This window comes from Nitratireductor mangrovi (assembly GCF_007922615.2).
Classification (GTDB): domain Bacteria; phylum Pseudomonadota; class Alphaproteobacteria; order Rhizobiales; family Rhizobiaceae; genus Mangrovimarina; species Mangrovimarina mangrovi.
On record NZ_CP042301.2, the window covers coordinates 4,400,667 to 4,414,630 of the forward strand.

Annotated in this window: 14 protein-coding genes; 11 read left to right on the top strand and 3 right to left on the bottom strand. The window is 66.2% G+C overall.

Annotated elements, in window-relative coordinates; translation table 11 throughout:
• The first annotated feature begins 1 nt into the window (after position 1).
• From FQ775_RS21590 to deoA, 6 genes are all read left to right on the top strand, one after another.
• Positions 2–973 (top strand): ABC transporter permease, encoded by a 972-nt coding sequence (locus FQ775_RS21590; protein WP_146299424.1) that lies wholly within the window; start codon positions 2–4, stop codon positions 971–973.
• A gap of 20 nt (positions 974–993) precedes the next feature.
• A complete protein-coding gene (gene cdd / locus FQ775_RS21595; protein ID WP_146299423.1) occupies positions 994–1,386 on the top strand; it encodes a cytidine deaminase in 393 nt (130 codons plus the stop codon).
• On the top strand, positions 1,383–2,180 hold the full coding sequence (locus FQ775_RS21600) for a purine-nucleoside phosphorylase (protein ID WP_146299422.1): 798 nt from the start codon (positions 1,383–1,385) through the stop codon (positions 2,178–2,180). Before cdd ends, FQ775_RS21600 begins: the two co-directional genes overlap by 4 nt.
• Complete coding sequence (gene deoC / locus FQ775_RS21605) at positions 2,177–3,205, top strand: deoxyribose-phosphate aldolase (RefSeq protein WP_146299421.1); 1,029 nt, start codon at positions 2,177–2,179, stop codon at positions 3,203–3,205. Before FQ775_RS21600 ends, deoC begins: the two co-directional genes overlap by 4 nt.
• 7 nt (positions 3,206–3,212) lie before the next feature.
• Positions 3,213–5,633, top strand: coding sequence for an aldehyde dehydrogenase family protein (locus FQ775_RS21610; protein WP_146299420.1), 2,421 nt, complete (start codon positions 3,213–3,215; stop codon positions 5,631–5,633).
• 152 nt (positions 5,634–5,785) lie between these two features.
• Positions 5,786–7,105 carry a thymidine phosphorylase gene (gene deoA, locus FQ775_RS21615; RefSeq protein ID WP_146299419.1) on the top strand — a complete coding sequence of 440 codons (1,320 nt, stop codon included), beginning with the start codon at positions 5,786–5,788 and terminating at the stop codon, positions 7,103–7,105.
• A gap of 9 nt (positions 7,106–7,114) precedes the next feature.
• Here the strand turns inward: deoA and FQ775_RS21620 are convergent, their stop codons facing one another.
• From FQ775_RS21620 to FQ775_RS21630, 3 genes are all read right to left on the bottom strand, one after another.
• A complete protein-coding gene (locus tag FQ775_RS21620; RefSeq protein ID WP_146299418.1) occupies positions 7,115–7,678 on the bottom strand; it encodes a retropepsin-like aspartic protease family protein in 564 nt (187 codons plus the stop codon).
• A gap of 110 nt (positions 7,679–7,788) precedes the next feature.
• Positions 7,789–8,418, bottom strand: coding sequence for a uracil phosphoribosyltransferase (gene upp, locus FQ775_RS21625; protein WP_146299417.1), 630 nt, complete (start codon positions 8,416–8,418; stop codon positions 7,789–7,791).
• Between the two features lie 119 nt (positions 8,419–8,537).
• Positions 8,538–9,509, bottom strand: a complete 972-nt coding sequence (locus FQ775_RS21630; protein WP_146299416.1) for an adenosine deaminase — start codon at positions 9,507–9,509, stop codon at positions 8,538–8,540.
• A 107-nt stretch (positions 9,510–9,616) separates the two neighbouring features.
• Here FQ775_RS21630 and ubiE point away from each other — a divergent pair, with 107 nt between their 5' ends.
• From ubiE to coaBC, 5 genes are read left to right on the top strand one after another with little or no spacing between them, the layout of a single operon-like run.
• Positions 9,617–10,393 carry a bifunctional demethylmenaquinone methyltransferase/2-methoxy-6-polyprenyl-1,4-benzoquinol methylase UbiE gene (ubiE, locus tag FQ775_RS21635; RefSeq protein WP_146299415.1) on the top strand — a complete coding sequence of 259 codons (777 nt, stop codon included), beginning with the start codon at positions 9,617–9,619 and terminating at the stop codon, positions 10,391–10,393.
• 13 nt (positions 10,394–10,406) lie between these two features.
• Positions 10,407–11,975: a 2-polyprenylphenol 6-hydroxylase gene (gene ubiB / locus FQ775_RS21640; protein WP_146299414.1), complete on the top strand. Its 1,569-nt coding sequence runs from the start codon at positions 10,407–10,409 to the stop codon at positions 11,973–11,975.
• A gap of 49 nt (positions 11,976–12,024) precedes the next feature.
• A complete protein-coding gene (locus tag FQ775_RS21645; RefSeq protein ID WP_146299413.1) occupies positions 12,025–12,303 on the top strand; it encodes a FitA-like ribbon-helix-helix domain-containing protein in 279 nt (92 codons plus the stop codon).
• A gap of 5 nt (positions 12,304–12,308) precedes the next feature.
• Complete coding sequence (locus tag FQ775_RS21650; protein ID WP_146299412.1) at positions 12,309–12,734, top strand: type II toxin-antitoxin system VapC family toxin; 426 nt, start codon at positions 12,309–12,311, stop codon at positions 12,732–12,734.
• Complete coding sequence (gene coaBC, locus FQ775_RS21655) at positions 12,731–13,963, top strand: bifunctional phosphopantothenoylcysteine decarboxylase/phosphopantothenate--cysteine ligase CoaBC (protein WP_146299411.1); 1,233 nt, start codon at positions 12,731–12,733, stop codon at positions 13,961–13,963. Before FQ775_RS21650 ends, coaBC begins: the two co-directional genes overlap by 4 nt.
• Position 13,964: the final 1 nt, after the last annotated feature.

Below are 13,964 nucleotides of genomic sequence, written 5' to 3' on the forward strand. Positions count from 1 at the left end.
GATGGACTTCCTCAACCTCATGCTGCAACTCTTCGACGCGACCATTCGCGTCTCGGTTCCGCTGCTGCTTGCCTGTCTCGCCGGCCTTTATTCGGAACGCTCCGGCGTCTTCGACATCGGGCTTGAAGGCAAGATGCTGGCTGGCGCGTTCGCGGGGGCAGCCACCGCAGCCGTCACCGGTTCGGCCTGGCTCGGCATGCTCGCCGCGGTCGCGATCTCGGTGTCCTTCGCGCTGGTGCACGGCTTTGCCTCCATCACCCATCGCGGCAACCAGATCGTCTCCGGCGTCGCGATCAACTTCATCGCCGCCGGCTCGACCATCATTCTCGGCCAGGCCTGGTTCAGCCAGGGCGGGCGCACGCCGTCGCTCGCCGCCGATGCGCGGTTCAATGCCATCACGCTGCCCTTCGCCGATACGCTGCGCGACGTGCCGGTCGTCGGCGCGATCTATTCCGAGCTGATCTCGGGCCATTCGCTGATCGCCTACATAGCCTTTCTGATGGTGCCGTTCACCTGGTGGGTGCTTTTCCGCACCCGCTTCGGTCTGCGCCTGCGCGCCGTCGGCGAGAACCCCGCAGCCGTCGATACCGCCGGGATCTCGGTCACCTGGCTGCGCTACCGCGCCGTCATTTGCACGGGCGTTCTCACCGGGCTTGCCGGCACCTATCTCGCGGTGTCGCAGAATGCCGGTTTCGTGAAGGATATGACCGCCGGCAAGGGTTTCATCGCGCTCGCCGCGCTGATCTTCGCCAAATGGCGTCCGGTGCCGGCGATGTTCGCGTGCCTGCTGTTCGGCTTTCTCGATGCCTTCGCGATCCGCTTCCAGGGCATCGCGCTGCCGATGATCGGCAAGGTGCCGGTCCAGTTGATGCAGGCACTGCCCTATCTTCTTACCGTCATCCTCCTTGCCGGTTTCATCGGCAAGGCCATCCCGCCCAAGGCCGGTGGCGTGGCATATGTGAAGGAACGGTGAGCGAAAGCGCGGCGCGAACAATGTCCCACGATCTCTTCGAGGCCGCGGTCGCGGCGATGGCCAGGGCGCATGCGCCCTACTCGAGATTTCCTGTCGGCGCGGCATTGCGCACCGCCGACGGCCGTGTCTTTGCCGGCGCCAACATCGAAAATGCCTCCTATCCCGAGGGCTGGTGCGCGGAAACGACGGCCCTGTCGCATTTCGTCATGGCCGGCGGCGGCGAGATTGCCGAGATTGTGGTCGTGGCCGAGCGCATGGCCAGGATCACGCCCTGCGGCGGCTGCCGGCAGCGGCTTGCCGAGTTCGCGCGTGCCGACACGAAGCTGCATTTGTGCGACGACAAGGGTATAGTCGAGACCACGACCATGGGCGCGCTGCTCCCTCTCGGCTTCCGCGGAGATGTGCTGAAATGAAGGCTGCGGTCGATCTGCTCGTCGAAAGGCTTGACGGCTTGGCGCCGGAAACGGCGATGGTGCTCGGCTCCGGCCTTGGAAGCCTCGTCGACGAGGTCGAGGGCGCGGTGCGTGTCCCCTATGCCGACCTTCCCGGCTTCCCGCAAAGCGGCGTCACCGGCCATGCCGGCGAGGTGGTGGCCGGCACCTTTTCAGGTGTTCCGGTTTTGATGCTGGCCGGTCGCGCGCATTATTACGAGCATGGCAATGCCGCCGCCATGCGCCCGGCCCTCGAGGTGCTCTCGGGCATCGGCATCAGGCGTCTGTTCCTGACCAATGCTGCTGGGTCTCTCGATCCCGACATGCCGCCGGGCTCGGTGATGCTGATCACCGACCACATCAACTTTTCCGGCACCAATCCGCTGTTCGGCGAGCCGACCGACAGGCGTTTCGTCGGCCTGACCGAGGCCTATGATGCCGGCATGCGCGCGGCTGTCGAAAATGCGGCCGAAAAGACCGGCACGCCTTTGAAAAAGGGCGTCTACATGTGGTTTTCCGGCCCTTCCTTCGAGACGCCGGCCGAAATCCGCATGGCGCGGACGCTGGGCGCCGACGCCGTCGGCATGTCGACTGTGCCCGAGGTGATCCTCGCCCGCTTCCTCGGCCTGCGTGTCGCCGCCTGCTCGGTCATCACCAATCTTGCCGCCGGCATGACCGGCGAGGAACTCTCGCATCAGGAGACCAAGGACATGGCCCCGCTTGGCGGCAAGCGCCTTGCCGCCATCCTGCGCCGGGCGATCGGAGATTTCCAATGAACGTCAACCCGCAACAGGCCGTTGCCGACGCGGCCAAGGCTGGCGCCGCGCGCGATCTGGTGCGGGTCACCCAGCCGCACGCGCGCAACGAGGGCGTCGCTTTCGACGCTTCCTGGTTCGACGCAGTCGACATCAACCTCTCCGCGGTCGAGCGCCGGACCGCGACGCTCGCCACCCGCCGCACGGTCAAGAAGGACTGGCAGGCCGCCTGGCTGGTCAAGGCGATCGAGGCGATCGACCTGACGACACTGGCCGGCGACGACACGCCGGGCCGCGTCGCGCGGCTCTGCGCCAAGGCGCGCAATCCGCTGCGCGCCGATCTCGTCGCGGCACTCGGCCTTTCGGGTCGGCGGCTGACCACTGGTGCGGTCTGCGTCTACCCGACCATGGTCAAGGACGCGGTGAAGGCGCTGGACGGCTCAGGTGTCCCCGTTGCCTCGGTGGCCACCGGCTTCCCGGCCGGGCTGACGCCGATGGAGCAGCGGCTGGCCGAAATCCGCTACGCGGTCGGCGAGGGCGCCCATGAGATCGACATCGTCATCACGCGCGCCCATGTGCTGACCGGCAACTGGTCCGCGCTCTATGACGAGATCGCGGCAATGCGGGAGGCCTGTGGCGAGGCCCATATGAAGGCGATTCTCGCCACCGGCGACCTCAAGACGCTTACCAACGTCTACCGCGCCTCGATGGTCGCCATGCAGGCGGGCTCCGACTTCATCAAGACTTCCACCGGCATGGAGGGCGTCAACGCCACCCTGCCGGTGAGCCTGGTCATGGTGCGCGCCATTCGCGACTACCTGGCCCGCACCAGTTGCAAGGTCGGCTTCAAGCCGGCCGGCGGCATCCGGACCGCCAAGGACGCGCTTTCCTGGTTGATCCTGATGCGCGAGGAGCTTGGCCGCGAATGGATGGAGCCGGAGCTGTTCCGCTTTGGCGCTTCGGGCCTGCTCGCCGATATCGAGCGCCAGCTCGAGCATTTCGTCACCGGCCGCTATTCGGCCAACGACCGCCACGGCGTGGCGTGAGGGTTCCATGAACAAGATCGCCAACATTCTCGAGAGCATGGAATACGGGCCGGCGCCGGAAGAGGACAACCATGTCCGCGCCTGGCTCAAGCGTCACAAGGGCCGCTTCGGCCATTTCGTCGGCGGCACGTTCACCAGCACCGGCAAAGGTTCGAGCTTTGCCGCCTTCAACCCGTCCAACGGTGAAAAGCTGGCCGAGATCGCCGAAGGGTCGGAAAAGGATGTCGACGCGGCGGTCAAGGCGGCCACGAAGGCCTTTGCCGACTGGTCGGCGCTTTCGGGCACCGAGCGCGCGCGTCACCTCTATGCACTTGCTCGCCAGGTGCAGAAACATGCGCGCTTCCTCGCCGTCCTGGAAACGCTCGACAACGGCAAGCCGATCCGCGAGACGCGCGACATCGATATCCCGCTGGTGGCACGGCATTTCTACCATCATGCCGGCTGGGCCGCGCTGCGCGACGAGGAGTTCCCGGGCTACGCTCCCGCGGGCGTCTGCGGCCAGGTGATACCGTGGAATTTCCCGCTGCTGATGCTGGCCTGGAAGGTCGCCCCGGCGCTCGCCGCCGGCTGCACCGTGGTGCTGAAATCGGCCGAGCACACGCCGCTTACCGCGCTCGCTTTTGCCGAAATCTGCCGCGAGGCCAGCTTGCCCGCCGGCGTCTTCAATCTCGTCAACGGCGGCGGCAGGACCGGCGCGGCGATCGTCGCCCATGACGGCCTTGCCAAGATCGCGTTCACTGGCTCGACCGAGGTCGGCCGCATCCTGCGCCGCCAGACCGCCGGCACCGGCAAGAAGCTGTCGCTCGAACTCGGCGGCAAATCCCCCTTCATCGTCTTCGATAACGCCGACATCGACGCCGCCATCGAAGGCGTCGTCGACGCGATCTGGTTCAACCAGGGCGAGGTCTGCTGTGCCGGCTCGCGCGCCATCGTCCAGGAGGGCGTTGCGGACCGTTTCCACGACAAGCTCCGGGCGCGCATGGAAACCCTGCGTGTCGGCCATCCCCTCGACAAGTCGACGGACATCGGCGCCGTCGTCGCGCCGGTTCAGATCGACCAGATCCGCGAACGTGTCGAGGCGGGCGTCAGGGAAGGCGCGACGCTTCATCAGCCGAGCTGGGCCAATGCCGGCTTTTTGGAGGCTACCAGGGACGGCTGCTTTTTCCCTCCGTCGCTGTTCACTGGCGTCTCGCCCGCCTCGCCGCTAGCCCAGGAGGAGATCTTCGGTCCGGTGCTGGTGTCGATGACCTTTCGCACGCCGGGCGAAGCCGTCATGCTCGCCAACAACAGCCGCTACGGGCTCGCGGCATCGATCTGGTCGCAGAACCTCGACACCGCCTTCGACACCGCGCGCCGGCTAAAGGCCGGCGTCGTGTGGATCAATTCCACCAACCAGTTCGACGCCGCTGTCGGCTTCGGCGGCTACAAGGAAAGCGGGTTCGGCCGCGAGGGCGGCCGCGAGGGCATGTTCGAATATCTGGTGCCGGCGTGGCAGAAGAAGGTCGCTGCGCTGCCCGTCGGCAAGCCGCTCGCCGCGCCTGTTCCCGTCGACGATGATGCCGGTCCCGGTTCACCGCCGGTCGGGCTCGACCGCACCGTGAAGATGTATGTCGGCGGCAAGCAGGCGCGGCCGGACTCCGGCTATTCCTATCCGGTGCTCGATGCAAAGGGCAGGATCATCACGGAGGCCGGCTACGGCAATCGGAAGGACATCCGCAACGCGGTCGAGGCGGCGCGCAAGGCTGAGGCATGGTCGGACATGACCGGCCATGCCCGCGCCCAGGTGCTCTACTTTCTGGCCGAGAACCTGGAACTGCGCGGCGAGGAGTTCGCGGGCCGCATCGCGCAGATGACGGGCGTCTCGGCGAAGAAGGCCGCGGTCGAGGTCGCCGCCTCCGTCGCGCGCATCATCCACTACGCCGCCCGCGCCGACAAATATGACGGCCGCGTGCGCGCGCCGCAGGGGCGCATGCTGGCGCTGGCGCTGCCTGAACCCTGGGAGGTGATCGGCATCTCTTGCCCTGACGAAGCGCCGCTGCTGGCTTTCGTGTCGCTGGTCGCGCCTGCGATCGCCATGGGCAATCGCGTCGTCGTCACCCCGTCGCAGCATCATCCGCTCGCCGCCTGCGATCTCTATCAGGTCTTCGACACATCCGACGTGCCGGGCGGGGTCGTCAACATCGTGACCGGCGACCGCGACCAGCTCGCCGCCGTGAAGGCCAAGCACGACGACATCGCCGCCTGCTGGTATTTCGGCTCCGCGGACGGCTCTGCCGCTGTTGAGAAGGAATCGTCCGGCAACCTGAAGGCCACCTGGGTCAATCATGGCAAGGCGCGCGACTGGTATGATCCGATGCAGGGCCAGGGCGAGGAGTTCCTGTTCCACGCCACCCGCATCAAGTCGATCTGGACGCCGTACGGGGTCTGACGCGTGAGTTCGCAGGGTTCCCGGCACCGCGCCGATGTCGCTTTCCTCTCCTTCGCAGGGGAGAGAGGCCAGGCGCTGGCGGATTGTGTAAATCCTCCCCTGCGGAGCGGGGGAGGGGGACCGCCGGAGGCGGTGGAGGGGGCGTCAGCCTGATGCTCCCGCAGGAATTCATCCGCAAGAAGCGCGACGGCGAGCCGCTCGATGAAGGCGAAATCGCCGCCTTCGTCTCGGGCATGATCGACGGCAAGGTCACCGAGGGCCAGGTCGCGGCCTTCGCCATGGCCGTGTTCTTCAAGGGCATGACCCGCGAAGAGGCCGTCGCGTTGACGCTTGCCATGCGTGATTCCGGCGACGTGCTGTCCTGGGCGGATTTCGACCGCCCGATCGTCGACAAGCATTCGACGGGAGGCGTTGGCGACAATGTCTCGCTGATGCTGGCCCCGATCGTCGCGGCGTGCGGCGCTTATGTTCCGATGATCTCCGGGCGCGGCCTTGGCCATACCGGCGGCACGCTCGACAAGATGGATTCCATCCCCGGCTACAAGAGCCAGCCGTCGAATGCCGAATTCCGCCGTGCAGTGCGCAAGGCGGGCTGCGCGATCATCGGTCAGACCGGCGAACTGGCGCCCGCCGACAAGCGTTTCTACGCCATCCGTGACATCTCGGCGACGGTCGAGTCGATCCCGCTGATCACCGCCTCGATCCTGTCCAAGAAACTGGCCGCCGGGCTGCAGGCGCTGGTGCTCGACGTCAAGTCCGGCAACGGCGCCTTCATGCAGAAAAGCCGCGACGCGGCTGCTCTTGCCGGCAGCCTGGTCGAGGTCGCCAATGGCGCGGCGCTGTCGACCACGGCGCTGATGACCGACATGAACGAACCGCTCGCATCGGCCGCCGGCAACGCCGTCGAAGTGGTCAACGCGGTCGATTTTCTGACCGGGCGCAGTCGTGATCCCCGCCTTGAGGAGGTTACCCTTGCCCTTGCGGGCGAGATGCTCGTAGCCGCGGGACTTGCGAAGTCGCATCGCGAGGCCGAGGAAAAGGCACGTACCGCGCTCGACGGCGGCGCGGCTGCCGAACACTTTGCCCGCATGGTTTCCGAGCTCGGCGGCCCTGCCGACTTCATGGAGGACTGCCGCGTCCACCTGCCGGTCGCGCCGGTGATCCGCCCGGTGCCGGCCCCTGCCGACGGCTTCGTAACCGCGATCGATACCCGCGCTGTCGGTGTCGCGGTGGTGGCGCTCGGCGGCGGGCGCACCCGGCCAGGCGACCCCGTCGACCATGCTGTCGGTCTGACCGACCTTTTGCCGGTCTGCGCCGAAACAACCAAGGGCGAACCGCTTGCCATGGTCCATGCGCGCAACGATGCGGAAGCGGCGAGGGCGGTAAAGGCGGTGCTTGCCGCCTACGAGCTCGCGCCATCGCGACCGCCGCGTCGCAAGGCAGTGCTGCGTCGCATTACGGCAGGGGACTGAACCGGCCGCCTATTGTTCAAGGAGCATGGCGCCGTTCTCGACGCGGAACTTCTGCAGCCTGTTGAGAAAGCTCATGCCGATCAGCGTCGCCGACAAAGCCTTGTCCTCGAGCACGAGCGCATCGACGTCCTCGACGTGAATGCGGCCGATCTGCAGGCTGTCGATCTTTGCCGATGCGGCCGACACGGTGCCGTTGGCGGTGTTCACCTGGTAGCGGAATTCACTCGGGGAAAGCTGGATGCCGAGACGCCGCGCAGTCGTCTCGTTGAATGCGACCAGCGTCGCGCCGGTATCGATCATCGCGGTGGTGCGGCGTCCGTTGATCTTGAACTCGGCGAGGAAGTGGCCGCGCGAATCCATCGGCACCTCGACCCTCCTGCCGGTCAGCTGTTTTTGCTCGCGGACGGGAACACGCGCTGCAGCGAGCAGCGTGTCTTGCTCGGCTTCCACCTCTTTGGCGCTCGAAAGTTGGTCGCGGACAAGCGCCTGGAACAGTTCCGGTTTCGTCTGGTAGATCAGCGGCACCGAGGCCGAACATCCGACGATGATGCTGAGGGCGATCAGTTTGCGCATGCCGTTCACCTTTCCGGACGGCCAGCATAGGCGCGATTGATTGATCGGCGTTTAACCGTGACGTCTGGCGCCGCCCAATTCGCGCGCAGTCTTAACCGCCGGTTAACGGCTCATTTTGTGCCGTACATGCGGTCGCCGGCATCACCTAGCCCCGGCACGATATAGCCCTTGTCGTTGAGATGATCGTCGATTGCCGCCGTCACGATCGGCACGTCGGGATGCGCTTTGCGAAACCGTTCGACGCCTTCGGGCGCGGCCAGCAGGCACAGGAAGCGCAGATTGGTGGCGCCGCGTTCCTTCAGCTTGTCGATGGCCGCGATCGCCGAATTGGCGGTCGCCAGCATAGGGTCGACGACGATGACGAGACGGTCGGCGAGGTCGCCCGGCGCCTTGAAGAAATATTCCACCGCTTCCAGCGTGTCGTGGTCGCGGTAAAGTCCGACATGGGCGACGCGCGCTGCCGGCACCAGGTCGAGCAGGCCTTCGAGAAGCCCGTTGCCGGCGCGCAGCACCGAGGCGAAGACCAGCTTCTTGCCCTCCAGCGTCGGAGCCTGCATCTCCTGCAGGGGCGTCTGGATCGTGGTTGTCGTCAGTTCCAGCTCGCGCGTCACCTCGTAGCCGAGAAGCAGCGATATCTCGCGCAGCAGGCGTCGGAAACCAGCGGTCGAGGTTTCCTTGTTGCGCAGGATGGTGAGCTTGTGCTGGACGAGCGGATGGTCGACGACGGTGACGCCTTGCATGGAGCCGGGTTCCCCTCTTTTTTGTGCGCTTGTTGCCGTTCTAGCCCTTTGCCCGAGACCGTCAAACGAGCGACGGGCCAAAAAGCACAACATTCTTCCGCGCGATGGTCATACCTGCCTCATTTCATTGCCGGCAGCCGCGCCAGAAGTGCCGCCTTGGTCTTCTTGTCGACGAAGGCCGCCTCGATCGCCGTGCGCGTGATGGCGTTGAGCGCCTTGGCGTCGAGGCCGAAATGCTGCCTGGCGAAATCGTACTCGCGCGCGAGGCTGGTGGCGAAATAGGGCGGATCGTCGGAGGACAGGGTGACCTTGCAGCCGGCCGCCAGCAGGCGCGGGAAGGGGTGGTTGTCGAAGCCGTCAAAGACGTTGAGCGCCACGTTCGATCCCGGGCAGCACTCGAGCACGATGCCTTCCTGCGCGATCCTTCGCACCAGCTCGGCGTTTTCGACGGCGCGCACGCCATGGCCGATGCGCGCCGGCTTCAGATGGTCGAGCGCGTCCTGGACGCTTTCCCAGCCGCCGAACTCGCCTGCATGCACGGTGATCCCCAGTTTCGCCTCGCGAGCGATTTCGAAGGCGCGCACGTAATCCTCAGCCTGACCGAAGCGTTCTTCGCCGGCCATGCCGAAACCGGTCACCAGCGGCTCGCCGCAGCGCGTGGCGAAGCGCGCCGCTGCTTCCACCGACTCCACGCCGAAATGGCGCACGCCGGTGACGATCATGCGCGATTCGATGCCGGTCTTGGCCTTGGCGCGGCGCATTCCTTCGGCAAGCCCCGCGGTATAGGCCGCCGGCGACAGCCCGGCGCGCTCGGCATGGTCCGGCGAGGTGAAGAACTCGGCATAGATGGCGCCTTCGCGCGCCAGGCTGGTCAGATAGTGCTCGGCCAGGCGCGCATAGTCGTTCTCGTCGCGGAAGAGGTTCGCGGCGGCGTCGTAGGCGGCCAGAAAACTGGTAAAATCGTGCCAGATGAACGCACCATCGGCGATGAACCCGGAGACGTCGGCGCCGTATTTCTGGGCTTGCCTTTCGACGAGGTCGGGCGCCGCCGCTCCCTCGATGTGACAATGCAGCTCCGCTTTCAGGATCATGATGCCTCGGCTTCGGTGATTTGGGCGCGGCGGATCACCGCGCCGATGACAATAGCGCCCCGAAAGATCATCGGCTATGGTCCCGCCGTTTTCTCTGGATCGGGATCATGTCCGTAAAACGCACGACCGCCGCCGGCGGCATGGAAGGCTCTTTCGGCTACCGTGACGTCGGCGCGGGCGAAAAGCAGCCGCTGGTCAACGCCGTGTTCGACAAGGTGGCGCGCCGCTACGACATGATGAACGATCTGATGTCCGGCGGCCTCCATAGGGTCTGGAAGGACGCCATGGTCACCTGGCTCAACCCGCCGCGGCGGCCGGGCTACGAGGTGCTCGACGTGGCCGGCGGCACCGGCGACATCGCCTTCCGCATCGTCGACGCGTCCAACCGCCAGGCGCATGCCACCGTGCTCGACATCAATGGCGAGATGCTGGCCGTCGGACGCGAGCGCGCCGCAAAGCGCGACCTCGGCGACAAAGTCGACTTCGTCGAGGCCAATGCCGAGCAGCTGCCTTTCGCCGACGACAGCTTCGACGCCTACACAATCGCCTTCGGCATCCGTAACGTGCCGTCGATCCAGCGCGCACTCGAGGAAGCGTTCCGGGTGCTGAAGCCGGGCGGCCGGTTCCTCTGCCTCGAATTTTCGGAGGTCGACATGCCGCTGCTCGACCGCGCCTACGAGTTCTGGTCGTTCCGCGCCATTCCGCGGATTGGCCAGGCGGTTGCCGGCGATGGCGAGCCCTATCGCTATCTGGTCGAATCGATCCGCAAATTCCCGAACCAGCGTGACTTTGCGGCGATGATCTCGGCCGCCGGCTTCGGCCGGGTCACCTGGCGCGACTACACCGGCGGCATCGCGGCACTGCATTCGGGCTGGAAGCTTTGAGGGCTCTGGCACAATGACCACGGTCGGGGCCTATTTCCGGCTCGCGCGCGCGGGCTGGGTCATGCTGCGCGAGGGCGTCTTCGTGGCGCTGCCGGGCGACCAGCTCGTCGGCCTGCCGAAACTCGGCTGGCGTGTCTCCAAGCTGTTTGCCCGCCGGCGCGCGGCCGGCCGTGAGCGATCCGAAAACCTTTCCAAGGCCGCCGCCCGGCTCGGGCCGTCCTACGTCAAGCTTGGCCAGTTCCTTGCCACGCGGCCGGATGTGGTCGGCGCCGAAGTCGCGCTCGACCTCGCCAACCTCCAGGATCGCATGGAGACCTTCCCGAGGTCGCAAGCGGTCGCGGCGATCGAGGGGTCGCTGGGGCGGCCGGTCGGCGAACTGTTCGAGGAGCTTGGCGAGCCGGTGGCCGCCGCTTCGATCGCGCAGGTGCATCGCGCGCGCCTTGCCGAGACCGGCGCGCCGGTCGCCGTCAAGGTCATTCGCCCTGGCGTCCGGCGCCGCTTCTTCCACGACCTAGAAGCCTATTTCGTCGCCGCGCGCCTGCAGGAGCGTTTCATCCCGGCTGCACGCCGGCTGCGTCCGGTGGAAGTGACCGAGACGCTCGCCCAGACCACCAAGATCGAGATGGACCTCCGGCTCGAGGCGGCCGCCCTTTCCGAGATTGCGGAAAACACGAAGGACGATCCGGGTTTCCGGGTGCCGGCCGTCGACTGGGAGCGCACCGGCCGTGACGTGCTGACCCTGGAATGGATCGACGGCGTCAAGCTCTCGAACCTCGATGGCGTGCGCGCCGCCGGCCATGATCTCAAGGCGCTGGCCGTCTCGCTGATCCAGACCTTCCTGCGGCACACCTTGCGCGACGGCTTCTTCCACGCCGACATGCACCCGGGCAACCTGTTCGTGGAAGCCGACGGCACGATTGTCGCGGTCGATTTCGGCATCACCGGCCGGCTCGGCAAGAAGGAGCGCCGGTTCCTGGCCGAGATCCTCTACGGCTTCATCACCCGCGACTATCGCCGCGTGGCAGAGGTCCATTTCGAGGCCGGCTACGTGCCGGCCAATCACGATGTCGCCGCCTTTGCCCAGGCCATTCGCGCCATCGGCGAGCCGATCCACGGCCAGCCGGCCGAGACGATCTCGATGGCGCGGCTGCTGACGCTGCTTTTCGAGGTCACCGAACTCTTCGACATGACCACCCGCACCGAACTGGTCCTTCTCCAGAAGACCATGGTGGTGGTGGAGGGAGTTTCGCGCTCGCTCGACCCCTCCTTCAACATGTGGAAGGCGGCCGAGCCTGTGGTCAGCGAATGGATCACTTCGCATCTCGGCCCCCGCGCCGTCCTGTCGGATGCGCGCGATGGTCTGAGCGCTGCGCTTTCGCTGGCCCGCCAGGCGCCGGAGCTGGCAGCACGCACCGAGAAGCTGTCGCGCGAGATCGACGCCATGGCCGAGGACGGCCTGCGTTTCGACGACGCCACAGCGAAGGCGATCGGCAAGGCCGAGGCCCGCGCCTCGCGTTCGGGCCGCCTGGCGCTGTGGGTGATCGCCGCGACACTGGTCTGGATCGCCTGGAAGCTGGTTTGACTGCATTGCTAGCAATGCTTACATTGCAATCAACTGGAGGCTGGTAGAAATGGCGTCACTGACGATCCGTAACATCGACGACGATGTAAAGAACCGCCTGAGGGTGAGGGCGGCCCGGCGTGGCGCGTCGATGGAAGAGGAGGCTCGATCGATCCTGCGTGCCGTGGTGAGTTCCGGTATCGCACTGGACGAGCTCTCCGGCGGCGGCCGATCAGTCTCGCATGGCGCCTGGGAGGACATCCGCAAGCTGCGGGAAAAATACGGCACCTTCGACCTTGACGTCCCCGAACGCAGGGCGATCGCCGGCGATCGGCCGGTCTTCGACTGAAGGGGATGTTCGTCATCGACACCAATGTGGTTTCCGAGATGTTCAGGCCGAAGCCCGATATCGGTGTTGTGCGCTGGCTTGAGGAAACACCGCGCGCGGCTCTTCTGTTGCCGTCTGTCGTCATTGGCGAGCTCTATCTGGGTCTGGCGCTGATGTCGCAAGGGCGGCGCAGGGATTCGCTGACGGCGATGACGGAGGCGTTCATCGACGCAGGTGGTGAAGCGTGTATCCTGTCCTACGGCAAGGACGAGGCGCTACACTACGCCGGCATCGCAGCGCGGCGGCGCAGGATGGGGCGCCCGATTACCGAACCTGATGCGCAGATCGCGGCGACTGCGGCAGCACACGGCCTCCCGCTCGTCACCCGCAACGTCCGCGATTTCGAGAATTGCGGCATCGACCTCGTCAATCCATGGGAGGCCGCCGCATGAACCTTGCCGGCAAGCGTATCCTGTTGATCATTTCCGGCGGCATTGCCGCTTACAAGTCCCTCGACCTGATCCGCCGCCTGCGCGAGCGCGGCGCCTCGGCGCGCTGCGTGATGACGCGCGCCGCGCATGAGTTCGTCACACCTCTCGCGGTCGGGGCGCTGACCGCCGACCACGTCTTTTCCGACCTTTTCGACCGCCAGGCCGAGCACGATGTCGGTCATATCCGCCTGTCGCGTGAGGCAGACCTCATCGTCATCGCGCCGGCCAGCGCTGATCTCCTGGGCAAGATGGCGAACGGGCTTGCCGACGATCTTGCCTCCGCGGTGCTCCTGGCGACCGACAAGAAGGTGCTTGCCGCGCCCGCCATGAACCCCAGGATGTGGCAACATCCGGCGACCCGCCGCAATCTCGAAACGTTGCGTAAGGACGGCATCGCTTTCGTCGGTCCGGCAAGGGGCGAGATGGCCGAAACCGGGGAGGCGGGTGAGGGCCGCATGGCCGAGCCGCTCGAGATCGTGGCGGCGATCGAGCGCATTTTCGACGATACGCCTAGGCCACTTGCCGGCAAGACGATCGTGGTCACTTCGGGCCCGACGCACGAGCCGATCGACCCGGTGCGCTATATCGCCAACCGCTCCTCGGGCAAACAGGGCCATGCCATTGCCGCCGCGCTGGCGGCGCTCGGCGCCGATGTCCGCCTCGTCTCCGGGCCGGTAGCGATTCCAGATCCCGCCGGCGTGACCACCGTCCGCGTTGAGACGGCGCGGGAGATGCGTGACGCGGTGCTCGACCTGCTTCCGGTCGACGCCGGCATCTTCGTGGCCGCCGTCGCCGACTGGCGCACGGAAAACTCGGCCGACGAGAAGATCAAGAAAGTCGCCGGCAACGGCCCACCGTCGCTTCAGATGGTCGAGAACCCGGACATTCTTGCGACCGTCGGCCATCACGACCAGCGGCCGCGCCTGGTGATTGGCTTCGCCGCCGAAACGGCCGATCTGGAAAAAAACGCCACTTCCAAGCTCGAACGAAAGGGCGCCGACATGATTGTCGCCAACGACGTCTCGCATGACAGCGGCGTCGGGCCGGGCGGCGTCATGGGCGGCGATCGCAACCGGGTCCGCATCGTGTCCAAAGCCGGAATCGATGAATGGCCGGAGATGACCAAGGGCGAGGTCGCGGCACGTCTGGCCGATCTTGTCGCCGCCCGGCTTGCCGGCGATCCTGCCTGAG

Coding starts and splice junctions, on each gene's coding strand:
- FQ775_RS21590 (WP_146299424.1), top strand. CDS start 2: ATGGACTTCCTCAACCTCATGCTGCAACTCTTCGACGCGACCATTCGC.
- cdd (WP_146299423.1), top strand. CDS start 994: ATGTCCCACGATCTCTTCGAGGCCGCGGTCGCGGCGATGGCCAGGGCG.
- FQ775_RS21600 (WP_146299422.1), top strand. CDS start 1,383: ATGAAGGCTGCGGTCGATCTGCTCGTCGAAAGGCTTGACGGCTTGGCG.
- deoC (WP_146299421.1), top strand. CDS start 2,177: ATGAACGTCAACCCGCAACAGGCCGTTGCCGACGCGGCCAAGGCTGGC.
- FQ775_RS21610 (WP_146299420.1), top strand. CDS start 3,213: ATGAACAAGATCGCCAACATTCTCGAGAGCATGGAATACGGGCCGGCG.
- deoA (WP_146299419.1), top strand. CDS start 5,786: ATGCTCCCGCAGGAATTCATCCGCAAGAAGCGCGACGGCGAGCCGCTC.
- FQ775_RS21620 (WP_146299418.1), bottom strand. CDS start 7,678: ATGCGCAAACTGATCGCCCTCAGCATCATCGTCGGATGTTCGGCCTCG.
- upp (WP_146299417.1), bottom strand. CDS start 8,418: ATGCAAGGCGTCACCGTCGTCGACCATCCGCTCGTCCAGCACAAGCTC.
- FQ775_RS21630 (WP_146299416.1), bottom strand. CDS start 9,509: ATGATCCTGAAAGCGGAGCTGCATTGTCACATCGAGGGAGCGGCGGCG.
- ubiE (WP_146299415.1), top strand. CDS start 9,617: ATGTCCGTAAAACGCACGACCGCCGCCGGCGGCATGGAAGGCTCTTTC.
- ubiB (WP_146299414.1), top strand. CDS start 10,407: ATGACCACGGTCGGGGCCTATTTCCGGCTCGCGCGCGCGGGCTGGGTC.
- FQ775_RS21645 (WP_146299413.1), top strand. CDS start 12,025: ATGGCGTCACTGACGATCCGTAACATCGACGACGATGTAAAGAACCGC.
- FQ775_RS21650 (WP_146299412.1), top strand. CDS start 12,309: ATGTTCGTCATCGACACCAATGTGGTTTCCGAGATGTTCAGGCCGAAG.
- coaBC (WP_146299411.1), top strand. CDS start 12,731: ATGAACCTTGCCGGCAAGCGTATCCTGTTGATCATTTCCGGCGGCATT.